This is a genomic window from Mesorhizobium sp. WSM4310 (assembly GCF_007003935.1).
Classification (GTDB): Bacteria; Pseudomonadota; Alphaproteobacteria; order Rhizobiales; family Rhizobiaceae; genus Mesorhizobium.
On sequence record NZ_VFTA01000004.1, the window covers coordinates 60822 to 79486 of the forward strand.

Here is an 18665-nt window from a genome sequence, read left to right on the forward strand (position 1 = left end):
CCTGATTGACACAGAAAAAGGCGGCCGAAGCGATGCTTCAGCCGCCTTTTTCGTCTGCGCACCTTACTTCGCCACCGCCTCGATCCAGACGGCAATCCGTTGCGCCAGAAATGCCGTGGTCGATGGCGACAGCGCATCGCCGGCAATGACATGGTTGTCCGGGTCGCCGGTGTCGTCGACCGGCACCAGTTCGTGCGGTGCCCCCCAGCGCCCGGCGATTTCGCGGGTGCGGTCTGGCCGCACCACCCTGTCCGAATCCGAGAAGATGAACAGGGCAGGGATATCAGCCTTCTCCACCCGCGCCCTATAGGCGAGTTCCGTCAACGCCTGCATCGGCAGCGTCGCGGCAACCGGATATTTGGTGGTCCAGAATTTCTCGTGCAGCGCGTTGCGCGCCACGAAACTGCGCTCCTTGCCGATGACGAGTTCCGCGATCTGCTTGCCCCAGGGCATCGTCAGGATCTCGGCGCCGGATGCCTTGACGCCGAAATTGGGCGAGATGAATGCAATCGCCGCCACCCCATCCGATGCACCCGGCTGCGTTGCCGCCCATGCCGCCAGCGAGCCGCCGGTCGAGGTCGAGATGACGATCACCTTGTCGCCGATCGCCCGGCCGATGGCGAGCGCTTCCTCATAGTCGTTGATCCAGGCGTTGACGCTGCCTTGCGTCATCGCCGCGCCGTCCCGCCCGTGACCGGTCAGGCGGGTGTAGAAGAGATTGGCGTCCAGCAGGTCGGCCACGTCGTCGGGCAGGGGGCGGACCTCGCCCTTCGAGGCCGAGAAACCGTGGATGTAGACGATCGACAGCGGCGTCTTGGCATGCACCATGGGGTTGGCCCAGACGATCTCCTTCTCGAGCCCGTCGCGGATACCGGGCACGGCGGCTTCCACCTTCGCCACATAGGCCTGCGGATCGTCACCGATGACGGAAGGATCGAAGCGGATCGTGGTGTCGACGGGAACGCGCGGGCCGAAGACGAAAGCCAATGCGAGGACGGCGACCAGGGTCAGCACAGCAAGCACGATCCGTCGCCCCATCGCAGACTCCACGCAACAACAACAAGCCTATGGCGGTGGCCATGAACAGGCAACGACCGTTCAGGCCGTCGCACCACCAAATCCTGTGGGCATCCTATTCGTTGGGTGACTTGCGCTCGTAATGCAGCGGCCGTGCCTTCCAGCTGGTCATCAAGGTGATCACCCATCGGCTTATCGGCCTGGGCAACAAAGCGAGAAATTTCAGCGGCCAGCTCGTGCGGTACGGGAAAGTGACTTCGAAGCCGCCGGATTTGATTGCCTTCACCATGCGGCGCGTCGCCCGGGTGACCGGCATCAGGCCTGGCATTGGCAGCATGTTCTTTTCGGTCAGCGGCGTGTCGACAAAGCCGGGGTTTATCACCTGGACGCGGATGTTCATCTTGTCGAAATCATACTTCAGCGACTCGGCCAGGATATTGATCGCCGCCTTGGTGCCGCCATAGGCGGCCGTCGTTGGCCAGCCGAAATAGGCGGTGACCGATCCGACCAGCACGACATGGCCGCGCGACCGCACGCGCATATACTCCACGACCGGCACCAAGCCGTTGATGATGCCGAAATAGTTGACCTCGAAGGACCGGCGAAAGTCTTTGACGACGAGAGCCTCTCCAGGCGTCGAAATGTAGTTTCCGGCATTGAAGACGGCGAGCACGATGGGGCCGAGCTCCTTCTCGATCGCGGCCACCGTTCTTGCCATGCGCGGCTCGTCCGTGACGTCGCAGGGAAAGGCCGTGACGCTGCCCGGCATCTGCGCGGTCTCGACGATGAGCGTGTCGATCGGATCGTCATCCAGAGCCGTTACCGCCACCGCATAGCCCTGGGACGCCAGATCCCTGGCCAGCGAGCGGCCAATGCCGCTGCTGCCGCCCGTGACCCAGGCGACGCCGTGTTTCGGATCTGCCCGATAGAGTGTCATGCTGCGCCCTGCCGAGTTGTTGGTGCCTTGCTCTAGCGGTCAGGGAATCGAATGAAAAGAGTGCTTTTCGACCACGGATGCAAATGAACTGTGGGATATCGAGCAGGCTGCAAAGGGTGTAGACGCACAGCAGTGCCGGAAATGCGACTGGACCAGGCGAATTCTTGCCTTGAAACCGAAGCTTCGGGTTTCTAGGGTTTCGGCGCACGCACACAAGGAATCCTGAATGCCCCGTTCTGTGATCGACGCGATCGGCAACACGCCTCTGATCCGCCTTAACAAAGCGTCCGAAGAAACCGGCTGCGAGATCCTGGGCAAGGCCGAATTCATGAATCCGGGGCAATCGGTCAAGGATCGCGCCGGCCTTTTCATCATCCGCGACGCCGAACAGCGCGGCCTGTTGAAGCCGGGCGGCGTCATCGTCGAGGGCACGGCAGGCAATACGGGCATCGGGCTGACGCTGGTCGCCAAGGCATTGGGTTATCGCACCGTCATCGTCATTCCCGATACGCAGAGCCAGGAGAAGAAGGACACGATCCGGTTGCTCGGCGCCGAGCTGATCGAGGTGCCGGCCGTGCCCTACAAGAACCCCAACAATTACGTGAAACTGTCGGGGCGGCTGGCCGAGCAGATGGCTAGGACCGAGCCCAACGGCGCAATTTGGGCCAACCAGTTCGACAATGTCGCCAACCGCGATGGGCATATCCGCACCACGGCGGAGGAAATCTGGACCCAGACCGGCGGCAAGGTTGACGGTTTCGTCTCGGCGGTGGGTTCAGGCGGCACGCTGGCCGGCGTCGCTTTCGGGCTGAAGGCCAAGAGCAAGGATGTGAAAATCGCGCTTGCCGACCCGCTTGGCGCCGCGCTCCACAGTTTCTATACCAGCGGCGAATTGAAGTCCGAAGGCAGTTCGATCACCGAAGGCATCGGGCAAGGGCGTATTACCGCCAATCTCGAAGGGTTCACGCCGGATTTCTCGTTCCAGATCAAGGACGAGGACGCGCTGCCGATCGTCTTCGACCTGATCCAGGAAGAAGGCCTGTGCGTCGGCGGCTCGACAGGCATCAACATTGCCGGCGCTATCCGGCTCGCCAGGGAATTGGGCCCGGGCCACACCATCGTGACCATTCTTTGCGACTACGGCACACGCTACCAGTCGAAGCTGTTCAATCCGGAATTCCTGCGTGAGAAGAATCTCCCGGTGCCGGGCTGGATGGAACTGCAGAGCAAGATTTCGGTGCCTTTCGAAAAGGTCGCATGATGGCGCACAAGACGGAAGCGCTGTTTCGCGACGACGCCTATCTGCGTACGGCGGATGCGGCGGTTGCCGCAGTCAATGATCGTGGCGGCATCATCCTCGACCGGACGATCTTCTATGCCACCTCGGGCGGCCAGCCGGGTGATACCGGCTATCTCGTACGTGCCGATGGCAGCCGCATCGCCATTGCCGCCACCATCACAGGTGAGACCAAGGACGAGATCATCCATGTGCCGGCGCCGGAGCAGGCGGATCTGGTGGTTGGCAAGAAGGTCAACCTCGCGATAGACTGGGAACGTCGGCACCTGTTGATGCGCATGCACGCGGCTTGCCATCTGCTTACCGTCGTTTGTCCGTTTCCAATCACCGGTGCCGCGGTTTCCGAGGACGATAGCCGGGTCGATTTCGACATTCCGGACGCCAGTTTCTCGAAGGAAGAGGTCACCGCCAGCCTGATGGATCTGGTGCGCGCCGATCATCCGATTTTCACCAGGCTGATCAGCGACGAGGAACTCGCCGCTAACCCCGGCCTGGTCAAGTCGAAGAACGTCCGGCCGCCGGTCGGCACCGGCAGGATCCGCCTGGTCTGCATTGGTGAGAATGGCGCGGTCGATAGCCAGCCCTGTGGTGGCACACACGTGAAAAGCACCGGCGAAATCGGTGAAATCCACATCGGCAAGATCGAAAAGAAGGGTCGCGAGAACAGGCGCTTCCGCATCCGTTTCGGCCCGATGCCGGCCGCCTGACACTTAACCCTTGCCCTACCCGCAATAGAGAGAACCAGAATGGCCGAAGACAGTCCTTTCACCGTCGACGCGGACTGGCTGCAGGCGCGCCTGGGCGAGCCCGGCCTGACCATCGTGGACGCGTCCTGGTACCTGCCGGCGCAAAAGCGCGACGCGCGCGCCGAATACAATGCCGCCCATATTCCAGGCGCCCGCTTCCTGGACCAGGACGCGGTGTCGGATCCCGACGCTGCCTTGCCGCACACGCTGCCTTCGCCTCAGCATTTCGCGCAATATGTCGGTGCGATGGGCGTGTCCGCCGACGACACCATTGTCGTCTATGATGGTCCGGGTTTCTTCTCGGCACCCCGGGCATGGTGGATGTTCCGCATCATGGGTGTTTTCCAGACCTATATCCTGGATGGCGGTTTCGACGCTTGGAAGGCGGCCGGGCGCCCGGTAACGTCTGAGCCGACGAAGATCGCGCCAAGCGTGTTCCATGCCGATTTCGACGCCGGCCGCGTCGCCAGCCTCGCCGACATGCGAGGGATCGTCGAGACCGGCGCCAGCCAGATTGCCGATGCCCGTGGACCCGGCCGCTTCACCGGCGTCGAGCCCGAGCCGCGCGCGGGTGTCCGCTCCGGCCATATGCCGGGCGCACGCAACGTGCCGTACTCCGCACTGTCGGAAAACGGCATGCTGTTGTCGAAGGACCGTTTGCGCAAGGTGATCGAGGACGCCGGCATCGACCTGTCGAAGCCCGTCGTCACGTCTTGCGGCTCCGGTGTCACCGCCGCGGTGGTTACGCTCGCGCTGGAGACGCTTGGCCACACCGACAACAGGCTTTATGACGGCTCATGGACGGAATGGGGCGGGCTCTCCGATACGCCTGTCGTGACCGGCCCCGCGACGGTTGGCCCCGCCAAGACCGGCCCCGCCAAGGGCGGCAAGGAATGAACGCGATGGAAAACGGTGTGCTGCAGGACATTGAAGTCACGGTGACTTTTCTCGAAATGCATGCCCCTCCTGCGGTCTCCCCGCCAGTGCCCTACAACCGCCAGATCGCGCTGCTGAAGACCAGGGACATCCCCTTGCATTTCTATCGCTATCTGATGGACCGGGTCGGGCGCAAATGGCATTGGGTGAATGTTCTCAGGCTGGACGATGAGGAGCTTTCGGCCGGCATCCACCGCGAGGACCGCGACATTAGGGTGCTCTACCTCGACGGCGCGCCAGCCGGCTTCTTTGACCTCAAGCCGCATCTGCCTGATGAAGTCGAACTCGCCTATTTCGGCATGATGGAACATGCCACCGGGCAAGGCATTGGCCGCTGGTTCCTGGGTTCGGCGATTTCAGCCGCCTGGTCGCATGGGCCAAAACGGGTAACGGTGCAGACCTGCACGCTGGACCATCCGGCAGCTCTGCCGCTTTACCAGAAGCTCGGCTTCAAGCCGGTCGCGCAGAAGAACGAGGTCGTGCATCCGCTGCCTTTCGCCGAGCGCTCGGCCAGCGTCATGCGCCCGTGACATTGGCCGGAACCTGAACCGGCCGTTCGTCGGCGCTTCAGCCTGCCTTTGGCATCTTGCCCGCATCATCAATGCGGCCGAGGCCGAAGGAGAAATAGATATGCCGACACGCCGTACACTCGTCGCCGCGCTGATCGCAGCGATCGCCATGCCGAGCCTTGCCGCCGCCCAGGCGAAGACGCCTTCGGCCGCGACGATCGAGCGCAAGCTCGAGGCGGCGCCCCGGGTGAGGCTGCGGCCCAACGAGCGTGTCACCATCCGCGAATTCAAGCGCCGGCCGGATTTGCGCCGCATGGCGCGCTCGATCGACATCCAGTCGATCAATTTCGCCTTCGGCTCGGCGGCTATTTCCAGTTCGCAATACGACAAGATCGAGAATATCGCCGACGCGCTGCGGCGCATCCTGCGCCGCGATCCCGGCGCCCGCGTGCTGATCGAAGGGCATACCGATGCCGTCGGTTCCTTCCAGTCGAACCAGATCCTTTCCGAACGACGGGCCGCTTCGTTGAAACGTACGCTGGTGCGCGAATTCGGCGTGCCCGGCTATGCCCTGGAAACCGTGGGCTACGGCGAGGAGTTCCTGCTCGTGCCGACGCAGAACGAAAACTGGCAGAATCGCAGGGTGACATTGCGACGCTTCGACGATTTCATTCGGTGAACCAGGGTTCGATCAACTTTAATTAGCTGGCTTGTTTTAATCGGTCGGCCCGATCGATGATGCTTTTTGATCTATGGGAGGGACCGACATCGGATCGGCCCCTCGATCCCTTGGCAAGAATCGGGTGGGAAACATTGGCCCGAGCACATAATTTCCGGTCAGCAAACCGGAGGTTTTCATCATGGCCATTCAGTTCAAGGCGCTACCCAGCGAACAAGTCAGGACGCTGCAACGCGGCGGTCTCGACGCTTACGGCCAGAGGCCAGAGCGGAGGATTTCCGACGGCGACGGCATGCCTTGCCGGCATTGCCTGAAGAACATCGCCGCCGGTGATGCCTATCTCATCCTTGCCTACCGCCCCTTTCCGGAGCTTCAGCCCTATGCTGAAACCGGGCCGATCTTTCTGCATGCGGAAGAGTGCGAGCGTGCGGCCGAGACCGAATTGCTTCCCGAGGTCCTCGAAAGCCCGGACTACATCGTGCGCGGCTATGGCAGGGATGATCGAATCGTCTACGGCAGTGGCGGGGTCATTCCTACCGAAGCGATTGCGGCACGGGCCGAGACTTTGTTCGAGCGCGACGACATCGCCTATGTGCATGTCCGCTCGGCGCGTAACAACTGCTACCAGTGCCGGATTGAGCGGGCCTGAAACGCAAAGGACTGCGCTCGGGAATCCTGTCGTACTCCCGTCGCATAGATGCGATAGAACGCGATTGTCGATAGATTGGCCGACCGCGGATGAACCGGCGGCAATCTCGATACCGAGGAAGCGGGGCTTTGGCTCCGCTTTTTTGTTGCTTGGGTCCAGCGCAAAAGCCTTCAGCGCAAAAAAAGCCCGCCGGCTAGGCCGGGGGGCCGCAACTTTTACCTGGAGGGCTTTAGTTGAACTTGTACTTCGCGCCGAGACGCACGGTATGGAAAGAAGAAGTGGATGTGATGGAGTCGTCGGGCAGCCCCAACTCCGACGAGAAATCCTTCTTGGCAAACTGCGAATAGCGATACTCGACACCGACCGTGACGTTGCTGGACACTGCCGTTTCCAGACCGCCACCAACCGAGAAACCGCTGGAACCCCAGTCGAGGATATCGCCGATCGGGTCGGAAGCATTTATGTCGAAATGCTGCCAGCTGTAGCCAGCCAGTGCGTAGGCAAGCGTCGATTCGTTCATCTTCATGCCGACGCGGCCGAGCACGTCGAAACCGTAGTCGGTGTCGACATTGATCGATCCGCCGCCAAGGTCCAGCTTCGAGGTCATGCCGGAGTAGCGGGCGTCGACCATAACGCCTGCAACCCAGTTGCCAAAGTCTTGGTCGTAACCAACGTTCAACTCGCCAAACGCGCCTTCGCCACCGAGGCCATTGAACTTGGCGCCGCCGAGCGGCGGGATTTCAATCTGGTGCACGGACGCACCCGCGCCAGCCGCGCCGCCGATATAGAAGCCGGTCCAGTTGTATGCAGGGGTTTCAAAAGTGGCACCGCCGCCATTCCGGGCGCCAAAACGATAGTTGGCCGCAATCTGGAACGTATGCCGCGACGTATCGAGGTTGAGAAGGCCATCCGGAGCTCCGATAAGGCCGGCCTCCGAGAGGAGATCCTCCTTGGTGCCGAAGCGCGTATAACGGTACTCTGTCTTGATCGTCCAGTTGCTGTTGATGGCCGTTTCAATGCCGCCGCCGACGAAGTAGCCGCTCTGGTCCCAATCAAAGCCGAAGCCAGCATTGGTATCGAGCTTGTACTTCTGCCAGGAATAGCCGCCGAGCACGTAGCCCAGTGTGTTCGGGGTAAACAGATAGCCGACGCGCAGGCCAGCGTCGAAACCGTATGTCTCCTGGATCGAGGCGTTGACACCGGCGGCATCGATCTTGGTTTTGATATCGCCCACGTGGACGTCCAGCAATCCGCCGAGCAGGAAGCGGGGAGACACCATATAGTCGTAACCAGCGGTCAGCTCGCCGTAAACACCCTCACCGCCAATGCCGTTCAGCGAAATCGGAATAAAGTCGCTGCTGAGTTTATGAACGTTGGCACCTGCACCCACACCGAAGCCGACATACAGCCCACTCCAGTTGAAACCGGACGCCTCGACCGGCTGCACCACATCGGCAGCATGCGCGCCAGACATCAAAGCCACTGCAGAAACTGCGCTTAAAAGGAAAGATTTCGCGGAAACGCGAAGAAACATAGCCCAAACCCCTAATCAATAAACCCGCCGCGTCTCTAGCAGGGAGTCGGTCAGATTAGGAATGACAAATGTGCAACAGTTTTGGGCAAACCAAAACCTGCGGCTGACACTGTTCTGCCCAGTAACCAGGCCACCGCCCTAGATCGGCCAATAATAAGCCCGCCGGCGTGGACCGGCGGGCAACAATAGCAAGTTGACTTTTTCTGGGTGTATCAGGCGGCCAGAACAGCTTTCGGCTCGACCAACTCGTAGCCGAGCGCTTCGGCGACCGCCCGGTTGGTGATCTTGCCCTTGTGGACATTGAGGCCGTTGCGCAGGTGATGGTCGTCGACCAGCGCCTTCAGGCCCTTGTCGGCGAGCTGCAAGCCGTAGTGCAGCGTCGCATTGTTGAGGGCGTGGGCCGAAGTGACCGGCACCGCACCTGGCATGTTGGCGACGCAATAGTGGATGACGCCATCGACCTCGTAGGTCGGCTCGGCGTGAGTCGTCGCATGCGAGGTCTCGAAGCAGCCGCCCTGGTCGATGGCGACGTCGACCAGCACCGAGCCCTTCTTCATGCCCGACAGCATTTCGCGGGTGACGAGCTTCGGTGCTGCGGCACCGGGAATCAGCACGGCGCCGACGACGATGTCGGCCGAGAAGCATTCTTCCTCGAGCGCCTCGACGGTGGAGTAGCGGGTGTGCACACGGCCGGCGAAGAGGTCGTCGAGCTGGCGCAGGCGCGGGATGGAGCGGTCGATGATGGTGACATCGGCGCCAAGGCCGGCGGCCATGCGGGCCGCGTGCAGACCGACGACGCCGCCGCCGAGCACGGTGACCTTGCCGGGCAGCACGCCGGGCACGCCGCCGAGCAGCACGCCGCGGCCACCATTGGCCTTCTGCAGCGCCGTGGCGCCGGCCTGGATTGACAGGCGGCCGGCGACTTCCGACATCGGCGCGAGCAGCGGCAGGCCGCCACGATCGTCGGTCACGGTTTCGTAGGCGATCGCCGTGACGCCCGAAGCGAGCAGGCCCTTGGTCTGCTCCGGATCCGGAGCCAGATGCAGGTAGGTGTAGAGGATCTGGCCGTCGCGCAGCTGAACCCACTCATTGGGCTGCGGCTCCTTGACCTTGACGATCATGTCCGACTTGGCGAACACGTCGGCGGCGGTCTTGGCGATGCTGGCGCCGGCGGCGCGATAGGCGTTGTCATCGGCACCGATGCCGGCGCCGGCGCCGGCTTCGACCAGAACTTCGTGGCCGTGCGCCACATATTCGCGGACCGAGCCTGGTGTGAGGCCGACACGATATTCGTGGTTCTTGATTTCCTTGGGGCAGCCGACGCGCATTTTCTTCTCCTGATCCGGGCCCTTTTGGGCTCACTCCCTGTATTGTCGGAGTGAACCATGAATCGGCTCGCAAGTGTTTGCGAATGCGCTTGCGCGGACAGGCAGGTTTCGATAATCCTTGCGCGAAATAGCAGGATATTCGCAGGATTCACGAAAAATGCCGCTCGACAGGATCGATATCGCCATTCTTGAGACTTTGCAGAAGGACGGCAGGATACCCAATGCGGCGCTCGCGGAGAAGGTTGGCCTGTCGCAGTCGGCCTGTTCGCGCCGGCTCGATAATTTGGAAAAATCCGGAACCATTCGTGGCTACCACGCCCGGCTGTCCAATGCCGCGCTCGGCCATCGGATGACGGCGATCGTGCATATATCGCTGTCGGGCCAGTTCGAGAAGACGCTGTCGGATTTCGAAGCAGCCATCAAGCGTTGCCCCAATGTCTTGTCCTGCCACCTGATGTCGGGCGAGTACGACTACATCCTGCGCATCGCAGCGAAAGACCTGGTCGACTATGAGCGCATCCACAAGGAATGGCTGTCGGCGATGCCGCATGTGACCAAGATCAACTCGTCCTTCGCTTTGCGCGAAATCGTCGACCGCACCGCCATGGGCATGAAGCCGGAGATGGCTTGAGCTTGCCGGCCTGACCTTGCTCTAAACAGGCTTCAGGCTTCAGTGACGATCCGATTCATCGGAATGTCGTGCGGCTGCGGATAGATGGTGGCGATGCGCTGCAGTTCGTAGCCGACGCCGATGACCAGCGGCTTGGACGGTATGGCGGCCAACGTGCGGTCGAAGAAGCCGCCGCCATAACCCAGGCGATAATTTGCCGGATCAATGCCGACGATCGGCGCGATGACGATGTCAGGCAGCACCGGATCGCCCTCGGCCGGGATCGGGATATTCCAGACGCCCTTTTCCAATCGGTCGCCCGGTTTGTAGGCACGGAAGATCAGGGGGTGCCCTTTCTCGACGACGATGGGCAACGCCGTGCTGCCGCCGCGCTCGTTGACGGACGCCATCCATGGCCGCAGATCCGGTTCACCGCGAAACGGCCAGTAAAGGCTGACCATGCGACCGCGGATCTCGCCTATGATCGTGTCGAGCCCTTCGGCGATGCGCCGGGACATTGCCGTTCGCGCGTCGGCCGAAACTCCAAGGCGGGCTGCGATCAGCCGCTCGCGTTCGGCCTTGCGCCAGCGCCGCACATCGGTCCAGTCGGACAGCGGCGCCCGGAATTCCGGATCGAGTTCATGCATGAAACAGGGCGGCGAGGCATACTGTGCCGGACCCTGGTCGTCATGATTGTTGGCCATGCGTCACCTCATAGCGTATTCGGTGACGCTATACCTCGCGGCACGATACAACTTGTGCATTCACGACATGGGACGGCGAGTCCCGGGCACTATCCTTCTGTTGTTGCATTGCACAAAAATACCTACATCCGGGACAGGCATCTTGCCATTGGGGTGAACGAGATGAACCAGGCCAGCCACCATGTTGTCGTCGTCGGCGCGGGGTTCGGCGGCCTCGAACTCACCCACGCGCTGGCTGGACAGCCCGTGCGCATCACCATGATCGACAAGCGCAACCACCATCTTTTCCAGCCGCTGCTCTACCAGGTGGCGACGACCGCGCTGGCGACCTCCGAGGTTGCCTGGCCGATCCGCCATCTTCTGCGCAAACGCAAGGACGTGACGACGCTGCTGGCCAATGTCACCGGCGTCGACCGTACCGGCAAACGCGTATTGCTCGACGACGGCAGCACAGTCGCCTATGACACGCTGGTGCTCGCCACCGGCGCCCGTCACGCCTATTTCGGCCACGACGAATGGGAGCCTTTCGCGCCAGGCCTGAAGACGCTGGAGGACGCCACCACCATTCGCCGGCGCATTCTCACGGCCTTCGAGCAGGCGGAGCGGGAAACCGATCCCGCCAGACGCCAGGCGCTGCTGACCATTGCGATCGTCGGCGGCGGGCCGACTGGCGTCGAACTGGCCGGCACCATCGTCGAGCTGGCGCACGACACGCTGCGCGGCGAGTTCCGCAACATCGACACGCGGCAAACGCGCGTGGTGCTGATCGAGGCCGGTGACCGCATCCTGGCCAATTTCGCGCCAGAACTCTCAGATTATGCCAGCAAGGCGCTCGAGCGGCTCGGCGTGACGGTCGAGCTCGGCCGGGCCGTCACACGCTGCGACGCCGAAGGTGTCGTGTTTGGCGACAAGCAGCTGGCAGCCCGAACGATCCTGTGGGCAGCTGGCGTTGCCGCTTCGCCCGCCGCCGAATGGCTGGGAGCGAAGGCGGACCGCGCGGGCAGGGTGCTCGTCGAGCCTGACCTCAGCGTGCCGGGCAGCCCGGAGATTTTCGTCATCGGCGACGCCGCCCTTGTGCTGCGGCCCGATGGACGGCCGGTACCCGGCGTGGCGCCTTCCGCCAAGCAGGAGGGTCGCCACGTCGCCGCGACCATCAAGTCCAGGCTCGGCGGTGACGACACCACGCGGCCATTTCAATACAAACATGCCGGCGATCTGGCGACGATCGGCAAACGCGCCGCCGCGATCGACTTCGGCTGGATCAAGCTCACGGGCTGGCTCGCCTGGTGGCTGTGGGGCATCGCGCACATCTATTTCCTGATCGGTTTCCGCAACCGGCTTGCGGTTTCCCTGAGCTGGCTATGGATCTACGTGACGGGCCAGCGCAGCGCCCGGCTGATCACCCAGGGTGACAACGACAAGACCTGATTCTTCTTCGCTGTCCCATTCATCCGCCCGTCATCTGGTGCTGATGGATTGACGTGCGGATGCGCGCGACTTCTTGAATGGACTTGAGCTGATTTCGGCGCGAAGTTTGCTTGGGGCAGGGCGTGTCACGTCGTCAATGAGGAGAAAACATGTCGCAACTGCTCCATCCAGTCTCCCGCCGCGGTTTCCTCGCCGGCGCCGCAGCCACAGGGGCGCTGATCGTGCTTCATCCCTTCTCCGCCCGCGCTCAAGCCAACCAGGCGCATCTTCGGATCATGGAGACCACCGACATCCATGTGAACGTGCTGCCTTATGATTATTACGCCGACAAAGCCAACGACACGATGGGTCTCTCGCGCACGGCGTCGCTGATCGACGCGGTGCGCAAGGAAGCCGTCAATTCGATGCTGATCGACAATGGCGACCTGCTGCAAGGCAACCCGATGGGCGACTACATCGCTTACGAGAAGGGCCTGAAGGACGGCGATCTGCATCCGATCATGAAAGGCATGAACCTGCTGGGCTACGAGTGCTCGACGCTCGGCAACCACGAGTTCAACTACGGCCTCTCCTTCCTGGACAAGGTGCTGGCGGGCGCCAATTTCCCCTTCGTCTGCGCCAATCTGATCCGCGGCACCGAGCTTGCCGCCAACCCGCGCGACGACAAGCTCTATCTCAAGCCCTATGTGATCCTCGACAAGAAGATCAAGGACGGTTCGGGCGCCGAACAGCCGATCAGGATCGGCATCATCGGCTTCGTGCCGCCACAGATCATGGTCTGGGATCTCAAGAATCTCGAAGGCAACGTCAAGACGCGAGACATCGTCGAGGCGGCCAAGGCCTGGGTGCCTCAGATGAAGGAAGAGGGCGCCGACATCGTCATCGCGCTCTCGCATTCCGGCATCGACGTGAAGCAGGGCGACATGATGGAGAACGCCTCGTTCTTCGTTGCCGGCGTCGATGGCATCGATGCCGTGTTCACCGGCCACCAGCATCTGGTGTTCCCCGGCAAGAAGGACTTCCAGTCGCTCGAAGGCGTCGACACGCAGAAAGGCACGCTGCAGGGCAAGCACGCTGTGATGGGCGGTTTCTGGGGCTCGCATATGGGTCTGATCGACCTGATGCTGGAGCGTGACGGATCGAAATGGAAGGTTGTCTCCGCGACCTCCGAGGCGCGGCCGATCTTCGAGCGCGTCGACAACAAGAACAAGCCGACTGTCCCCGACGACAAGCGCATCATCGCCGCCCTCGAACAGGACCACCAGGCGACATTGACCTATGTGCGCCGTCCGGTCGGCAAGACCTCCGCGCCGCTCTATTCCTATTTCGCGCTGGTCGCCGACGATCCGTCGGTGCAGGTCGTCAGCCAGGCGCAGACCTGGTACTTGAAGGATATTCTCAAAAGTACGCAGTGGAAGGACGTGCCGCTGCTGTCGGCCGCTGCTCCCTTCAAGGCGGGCGGGCGCAACGGCGCCGACTACTACACCGACGTGCCGGCCGGCGACATCGCCATCAAGAACGTCGCCGACCTCTATCTCTACCCGAACACCGTGCGGGCCGTTGAGATCACGGGGGCCCAGGTGAAGGAATGGCTGGAGATGTCGGCCGGCATCTTCAACAGGATCGAGGTGGGGAAGGCCGACCAGGCTCTCATAAACACCGATTTCCCGTCCTACAATTTCGATGTCATCGATGGCGTCTCCTACAAGATCGATCTGTCGCAGCCGCCGAAATATGACACCAAGGGCGGAGTGGCAAATGCCGGCGCCAATCGCATCGTCGACTTGATGTTCGACGGCAAACCAATTGATCCCAAACAGAAATTCGTCGTTGCGACCAACAATTACCGTGCCGGCGGCGGCGGCAATTTCCCCGACATCAATGCCTCGAAGATCATCTACGAGGCGCCGGACACCAACCGCGACGTCATCGTTCGCTACATTGTGAGCCAGGGCACGATCAACCCGTCGGCCGACGGCAACTGGTCGTTCGCACCACTGCCGGGAACCAGCGTCGTGTTCGAGACAGGCGTAAAGGCAAAGGATTTCATTGCCGATGTGAAGGCGCTGAAGATCGAACCGGCGGGCGAGGGCGAAGCAGGGTTTGCGAAATATCGCATCCTTCTTTGAGGGTATCGGCGATCCCTTGGAGACAGGCCCACGCCATACAAGCGTGGGCTTGGTCGCGAAACGGCGGCTTCCGTTGGTTGCGGGGTATCGGCGTCTGCCGCAGGCAAATGATACCGACGCGTGTAAAGCCTACGCCTTGTAGACCACCTGCCGCACGTCGATGTAGCTGGCGCGGAAACCGGCTTCGCAATAGTGCAGGTAGAACTCCCAGAGCTTCTTGAAGCGGTCGTCGAAGCCGAGAGGCACGATCTTCTCCCAGGATCCCCAGAAGCGGTTGCGCCATTCGGCGAGCGTGCGCGCATAGTCGTTGGGAAACACGCGCTCACACAGATGCGCGAGGCCATGGTCCTTGCCGAGCGCCTTCAGGATCGACGGTGTTGGCAGCATGCCGCCCGGGAACACATAGCGCTGGATGAAATCCGGCCTGGCGCGATAGGTGTCGTAGGAGGCCTCGTTGATGGTGATGATCTGCAGGCCCGCGGTGCCGCCGGGCCTCAGGCAGGACTTCATCTTCGAGAAGAACACCGGCCAGTATTTCTCGCCGACCGCTTCGAACATCTCGATCGAGGCGATTCGGTCGTAAGTTCCTGTTTCGTCGCGGTAATCCTGCAACTTGATGTCGACCTTGTCGGCAAGCCCGGCCTTGGCGATGCGTGCCTTGGCGAAATCGTGCTGTTCGCGGCTGATCGTCAGCCCGGTTACGCGGCAGCCGATTTCGCGTGCCGCGAATTCGGCAAAACCGCCCCAGCCGCAGCCGATCTCCAGCACATGGTCCTTTCCGCCGATACCCGTGTCCCTGGCCAGCGCCCGATATTTGGCGGCCTGGGCGCTCTCCAGGTCGTTGGCGCCATTCGCGTAGAGCGCCGAGGAATAGGTCATGCTCGGATCGAGCCACTCCTTGTAGAAGGCGTTGCCGAGATCGTAATGCGCCGAGATGTTGCGCTTCGAACCGGTGCGTGTGTTGTCGTTGAACCAGTGGCGGATGCGCTGGACGGTGTTGATGAGCCAGCTGGCGCCGCCAGCGACGCGTTCGCCTATCGCCGAATTGACCACGAACAATTCCAGGAAGCTGGTGACGTCGGGGCTTTCCCAATCGCCGTCCATGTAGGATTCGGCAACGCCGATCGTACCGCCGGAAAAGGCGCGGCCTGGCAGGCGCCAGTTCTTGAGCACCAGCTCGGCGTCCGGGCCGGGCCCCTTGCCGCCAACCAGAACGGCGCGGCCATCCGGCATCCTGACCTTGAGCGAACCGCGCGGCAGGTTCATTGCCGCCGACAGCACCATGCGCGCCTTGGCGGGCAGGCCCTTGACGATCTCGGCGAAATTGAACTCGTCGAGCCTGACCGCTTCGCCCGGCGCTACGCTTTGATGGTCCCCGTCTGCCATTTCACGCCCCTGGATTTCCGTGGTGCCGGCGCAAATTGCCGGGTCACGGTTCTCTTGGATCATTCGCCAGGTTCGAAAGCCTTGCCTGTCCAGGTAGCTCCCAGTGCTTCCCAGTGAATGCCTGCCACAATCTTCCACGTGATGAGGGGGAACTTCAAGAGGCAGGCCACTGGCTGGGCTGTGCCACGTGGCGTCTGGCATCGGCGCCTTGCGTCAAGTTGCTGCTGTCCACGATCCAAAACGTCTATGGCCGTCGCAGCGCATGTGCGATAGCTTTAGCCATGCGTTATGTAATCGTCATTGCGGCAATCGCGTTTTTCCTGATCTGGGACGGTCTCTACAACCAGGGCCGGTATCTCGACATCTCGGTCAGGGAGCTCAACCACGTCGTGCGTTACGTGACCGGCAAGGCCTGAATTTCCCTCCCGAAGAGCGCAGCCTGGCGCGTCGCACGACGTGCCCGTCGCCGCGGGATTGGCACTCGCATCGTTTGGGGCGCGTCGCAAGGACGCGTGGCGCCATGAACGGTTGACGCGACGAAACCGCCGTCACAAAAGACCCCGGCATTCAGATCGAGGAGGCGGGATTGATCCGGCATATCGTTTTCTTCAGCGCGCGGCGCAAGGAGGATGTGGAGGCGGTGCGCACCGGCCTGCTGGCACTCGGCAAAATTCCGCATTCCAGTTTCTTCGAGGTCACTTTGAACACCAAGGTCGACCCGCTGTCGGATGAAATTGATGTCGTCGTCTACGCCGAGTTCGCCGACGACGCGGCGCTGGCCGCCTACAAGGCGCATCCGCTCTATGCACAGACCACAGCCAAGGTCAAACCGTTACGCGAACTGCGCTATTCCGCCGATGTAGTCGCCGGCAGCTGATCCCGGGCGCGGTTCTGGATCTCGACAAGTGCCTGCGGCCGCCGACCGGAAACGGCCTTGAACCGCGCTCCCGAATGATGCACACCGCGCCCGATGACCGACAGACCAACCACCGGCACGCATCCGCTTGACCATCTCGTTCTGCCGACGCAGAACCTCGAGGTGGCGCGAGCCCGGCTCACTGCGCTGGGCTTCGTCGTTGCGCCGACCGGTATCCATCCCTTTGGAACGGTAAACTGCTGCGTCTTCCTCGCCGACGGCACCTATCTGGAGCCGCTCGCGATTGGCGATGAGCAGGCAGCGATCGATGCGACGGCCGCCGGCAACGTCTTCGTCGCGCGCGATCGCCTCTATCGCGACAGCCGTGGCGATGAGGGGTTTTCGGCTGTGGTCCTGGCGACCGACAATGCCGATGCCGACCATGCACGCTTTGTCGGCGCCGGTCTGTCGGCGGGAGACATTCTGAGCTTTTCGCGCGCTTTCGGCGATACGTCGGGCAAGAGCGATATCGCATCGTTCAAGCTCGCCTTTGCTGCGACCCGCGGAGCAACCGACGCGTTCCTGTTTGCCTGTCAGCGGATCAATGCGCCTGACTTGGACCGTACGGCTTTGCAGGCCCACGCCAATGGCGCCACCGGCATTTTGGAGGTGGTGGCGATCAGCGACCAGCCCGCCGAACAGCATAGGCTGGTGTCCATCGCGGCGAACGATCCTGCTGCCAGCGGCGAGGGCGGGGCGTTTTTCCTGCCAAACGCAACCTTGAGCGTGCTCGACCCCAAATTCTTCACCGCTCGCTTTGGCATTCCGGCGGGTTCGTCCACGAAGCTGCGCTTCGCCGCGATCGTCTTTGCTGTCCGCAGCATCGATGCCACGTCGAGCCTGCTTGCAGCCAATGCTGTCCAGCACGATATACCGGGCACTGATATTGTCGTGCGGCCGGCATCCGGACAGGGCGCGGCTTTCATCTTCCGGGAGATACAATGAACAAGCCCCAAGTGCCCAATTCGATGGCACCCAATTCGTCGGTAACGGTCGGTAATGTCGTGTTCGACAACAAGGCGGCTTTGGCGCTGATCGCCGGCCCATGCCAGTTCGAGTCGCGCCAGCATGCCTTCGACATGGCCGGCGCGCTGAAGGAACTGACTGCCAAGCTCGGCATCGGCCTCGTCTACAAGACCAGCTACGACAAGGCCAACCGCACCTCGCTGTCGGCAACGCGCGGCGCCGGCATGGACGCCGCACTTCCGGTCTTCGACGAGTTGCGCAAGGAATTTTCGCTCCCCGTGCTGACCGATGTCCACACCGAGGAACAGTGCGCGATCGTCGCGCCGCATGTCGATGTGCTGCAGATCCCAGCCTTTCTGTCGCGCCAGACTGACATGCTGGTCGCCGCCGCGAAAACGGGCAAGGTCATCAACGTGAAGAAGGGGCAGTTCCTCGCGCCCTGGGATATGAAGAATGTGGTCGCCAAGATCACCGGTTCCGGCAACGCCAATGTGCTCACCACCGAGCGTGGCGCGTCCTTCGGCTACAACACGCTGGTGTCTGACATGCGCGCGCTGCCTGTCATGGCCGAGATCGGCGCGCCGGTGATCTTCGACGCCACGCATTCGGTCCAGCAGCCAGGCGGGCAGGGCGGCTCGTCCGGTGGCGAGCGCCGCTTTGTCGAGACGCTGGCCCGTGCGGCCGTAGCCGTCGGTGTCGCCGGCGTCTTCATCGAGACCCATCAGGATCCTGACAATTCGACCTCTTCCGATGGGCCCAACATGCTGCCGCTGAAGGATATGCCGGCCCTCCTGGAAAGGCTGATGGCTTTCGACCGGATCGCGAAGGGCCGCTGAGCCCTGCGCTTCCTGCCGTGCTTGTGGTCGGGAGGGGCCGGTTGTACGCTTGGCCGGC

At 62.2% G+C, this 18665-nt stretch carries 19 protein-coding genes; 13 read left to right on the forward strand and 6 right to left on the reverse strand.

What is annotated here, in order from left to right:
* Positions 1–63: 63 nt before the first annotated feature.
* Together FJV80_RS06655 and FJV80_RS06660 are read right to left on the reverse strand one after the other, a co-directional pair.
* Complete coding sequence (locus FJV80_RS06655; protein WP_142875935.1) at positions 64–1038, reverse strand: alpha/beta fold hydrolase; 975 nt, start codon at positions 1036–1038, stop codon at positions 64–66.
* Between the two features lie 94 nt (positions 1039–1132).
* Entirely contained in the window at positions 1133–1954 is an 822-nt protein-coding gene (locus FJV80_RS06660) for an SDR family oxidoreductase (RefSeq protein ID WP_095775789.1), read from the reverse strand.
* Positions 1955–2180: 226 nt separating this feature from the next.
* Between FJV80_RS06660 and FJV80_RS06665 the strand changes: the two genes are divergently transcribed.
* The 6 genes from FJV80_RS06665 to FJV80_RS06690 all read left to right on the forward strand — a co-directional run bounded on the left by FJV80_RS06665 (position 2181) and on the right by FJV80_RS06690 (position 6770).
* On the forward strand, positions 2181–3215 hold the full coding sequence (locus FJV80_RS06665; RefSeq protein ID WP_095775788.1) for a cysteine synthase A: 1035 nt from the start codon (positions 2181–2183) through the stop codon (positions 3213–3215).
* Entirely contained in the window at positions 3215–3958 is a 744-nt protein-coding gene (locus FJV80_RS06670; RefSeq protein WP_142876021.1) for an alanyl-tRNA editing protein, read from the forward strand. Before FJV80_RS06665 ends, FJV80_RS06670 begins: the two co-directional genes overlap by 1 nt.
* Positions 3959–3997: 39 nt before the next feature.
* The gene (gene sseA / locus FJV80_RS06675; protein WP_095788710.1) at positions 3998–4894 is read left to right on the forward strand and encodes a 3-mercaptopyruvate sulfurtransferase; all 897 of its coding nucleotides are present in this window, start codon (positions 3998–4000) and stop codon (positions 4892–4894) included.
* 5 nt (positions 4895–4899) lie between these two features.
* Positions 4900–5463: a GNAT family N-acetyltransferase gene (locus FJV80_RS06680; protein WP_095775786.1), complete on the forward strand. Its 564-nt coding sequence runs from the start codon at positions 4900–4902 to the stop codon at positions 5461–5463.
* A 100-nt stretch (positions 5464–5563) separates the two neighbouring features.
* On the forward strand, positions 5564–6121 hold the full coding sequence (locus tag FJV80_RS06685) for an OmpA family protein (protein ID WP_142875936.1): 558 nt from the start codon (positions 5564–5566) through the stop codon (positions 6119–6121).
* A 181-nt stretch (positions 6122–6302) separates the two neighbouring features.
* Positions 6303–6770: a DUF1203 domain-containing protein gene (locus FJV80_RS06690; RefSeq protein ID WP_095775784.1), complete on the forward strand. Its 468-nt coding sequence runs from the start codon at positions 6303–6305 to the stop codon at positions 6768–6770.
* Between the two features lie 229 nt (positions 6771–6999).
* On the opposite strand, the gene FJV80_RS06695 is transcribed toward FJV80_RS06690, so the two are convergent.
* Both FJV80_RS06695 and ald read right to left on the reverse strand, forming a co-directional pair.
* Positions 7000–8304: an outer membrane beta-barrel protein gene (locus tag FJV80_RS06695; protein WP_142875937.1), complete on the reverse strand. Its 1305-nt coding sequence runs from the start codon at positions 8302–8304 to the stop codon at positions 7000–7002.
* Positions 8305–8516: 212 nt separating this feature from the next.
* The gene (ald, locus tag FJV80_RS06700; protein WP_095775783.1) at positions 8517–9632 is read right to left on the reverse strand and encodes an alanine dehydrogenase; all 1116 of its coding nucleotides are present in this window, start codon (positions 9630–9632) and stop codon (positions 8517–8519) included.
* Positions 9633–9789: 157 nt separating this feature from the next.
* Here ald and FJV80_RS06705 point away from each other — a divergent pair, with 157 nt between their 5' ends.
* On the forward strand, positions 9790–10263 hold the full coding sequence (locus FJV80_RS06705) for an Lrp/AsnC family transcriptional regulator (protein WP_095775782.1): 474 nt from the start codon (positions 9790–9792) through the stop codon (positions 10261–10263).
* A 32-nt stretch (positions 10264–10295) separates the two neighbouring features.
* Here FJV80_RS06705 and FJV80_RS06710 read toward each other — a convergent pair whose 3' ends face one another.
* Complete coding sequence (locus FJV80_RS06710) at positions 10296–10946, reverse strand: 5-formyltetrahydrofolate cyclo-ligase (RefSeq protein WP_095775781.1); 651 nt, start codon at positions 10944–10946, stop codon at positions 10296–10298.
* Between the two features lie 162 nt (positions 10947–11108).
* On the opposite strand from FJV80_RS06710, the gene FJV80_RS06715 reads away from it, so the two are divergent.
* Both FJV80_RS06715 and FJV80_RS06720 read left to right on the forward strand, forming a co-directional pair.
* Positions 11109–12374, forward strand: coding sequence for an NAD(P)/FAD-dependent oxidoreductase (locus FJV80_RS06715; protein ID WP_142875938.1), 1266 nt, complete (start codon positions 11109–11111; stop codon positions 12372–12374).
* A gap of 149 nt (positions 12375–12523) precedes the next feature.
* Positions 12524–14503, forward strand: coding sequence for a bifunctional 2',3'-cyclic-nucleotide 2'-phosphodiesterase/3'-nucleotidase (locus FJV80_RS06720; protein WP_142875939.1), 1980 nt, complete (start codon positions 12524–12526; stop codon positions 14501–14503).
* A 129-nt stretch (positions 14504–14632) separates the two neighbouring features.
* Here the strand turns inward: FJV80_RS06720 and FJV80_RS06725 are convergent, their stop codons facing one another.
* Positions 14633–15889 (reverse strand): cyclopropane-fatty-acyl-phospholipid synthase family protein, encoded by a 1257-nt coding sequence (locus FJV80_RS06725; protein ID WP_142875940.1) that lies wholly within the window; start codon positions 15887–15889, stop codon positions 14633–14635.
* 281 nt (positions 15890–16170) lie between these two features.
* Here FJV80_RS06725 and FJV80_RS35555 point away from each other — a divergent pair, with 281 nt between their 5' ends.
* From FJV80_RS35555 to kdsA, 4 genes are all read left to right on the forward strand, one after another.
* A complete protein-coding gene (locus tag FJV80_RS35555) occupies positions 16171–16305 on the forward strand; it encodes a hypothetical protein (protein WP_257784390.1) in 135 nt (44 codons plus the stop codon).
* Between the two features lie 170 nt (positions 16306–16475).
* Complete coding sequence (locus FJV80_RS06730; protein ID WP_095775777.1) at positions 16476–16766, forward strand: Dabb family protein; 291 nt, start codon at positions 16476–16478, stop codon at positions 16764–16766.
* Positions 16767–16859: 93 nt separating this feature from the next.
* On the forward strand, positions 16860–17750 hold the full coding sequence (locus tag FJV80_RS06735) for a VOC family protein (protein WP_142875941.1): 891 nt from the start codon (positions 16860–16862) through the stop codon (positions 17748–17750).
* Entirely contained in the window at positions 17747–18607 is an 861-nt protein-coding gene (gene kdsA / locus FJV80_RS06740) for a 3-deoxy-8-phosphooctulonate synthase (protein ID WP_019858015.1), read from the forward strand. The genes FJV80_RS06735 and kdsA overlap by 4 nt, the downstream gene beginning before the upstream one ends.
* The last annotated feature ends 58 nt before the right edge of the window (positions 18608–18665 follow it).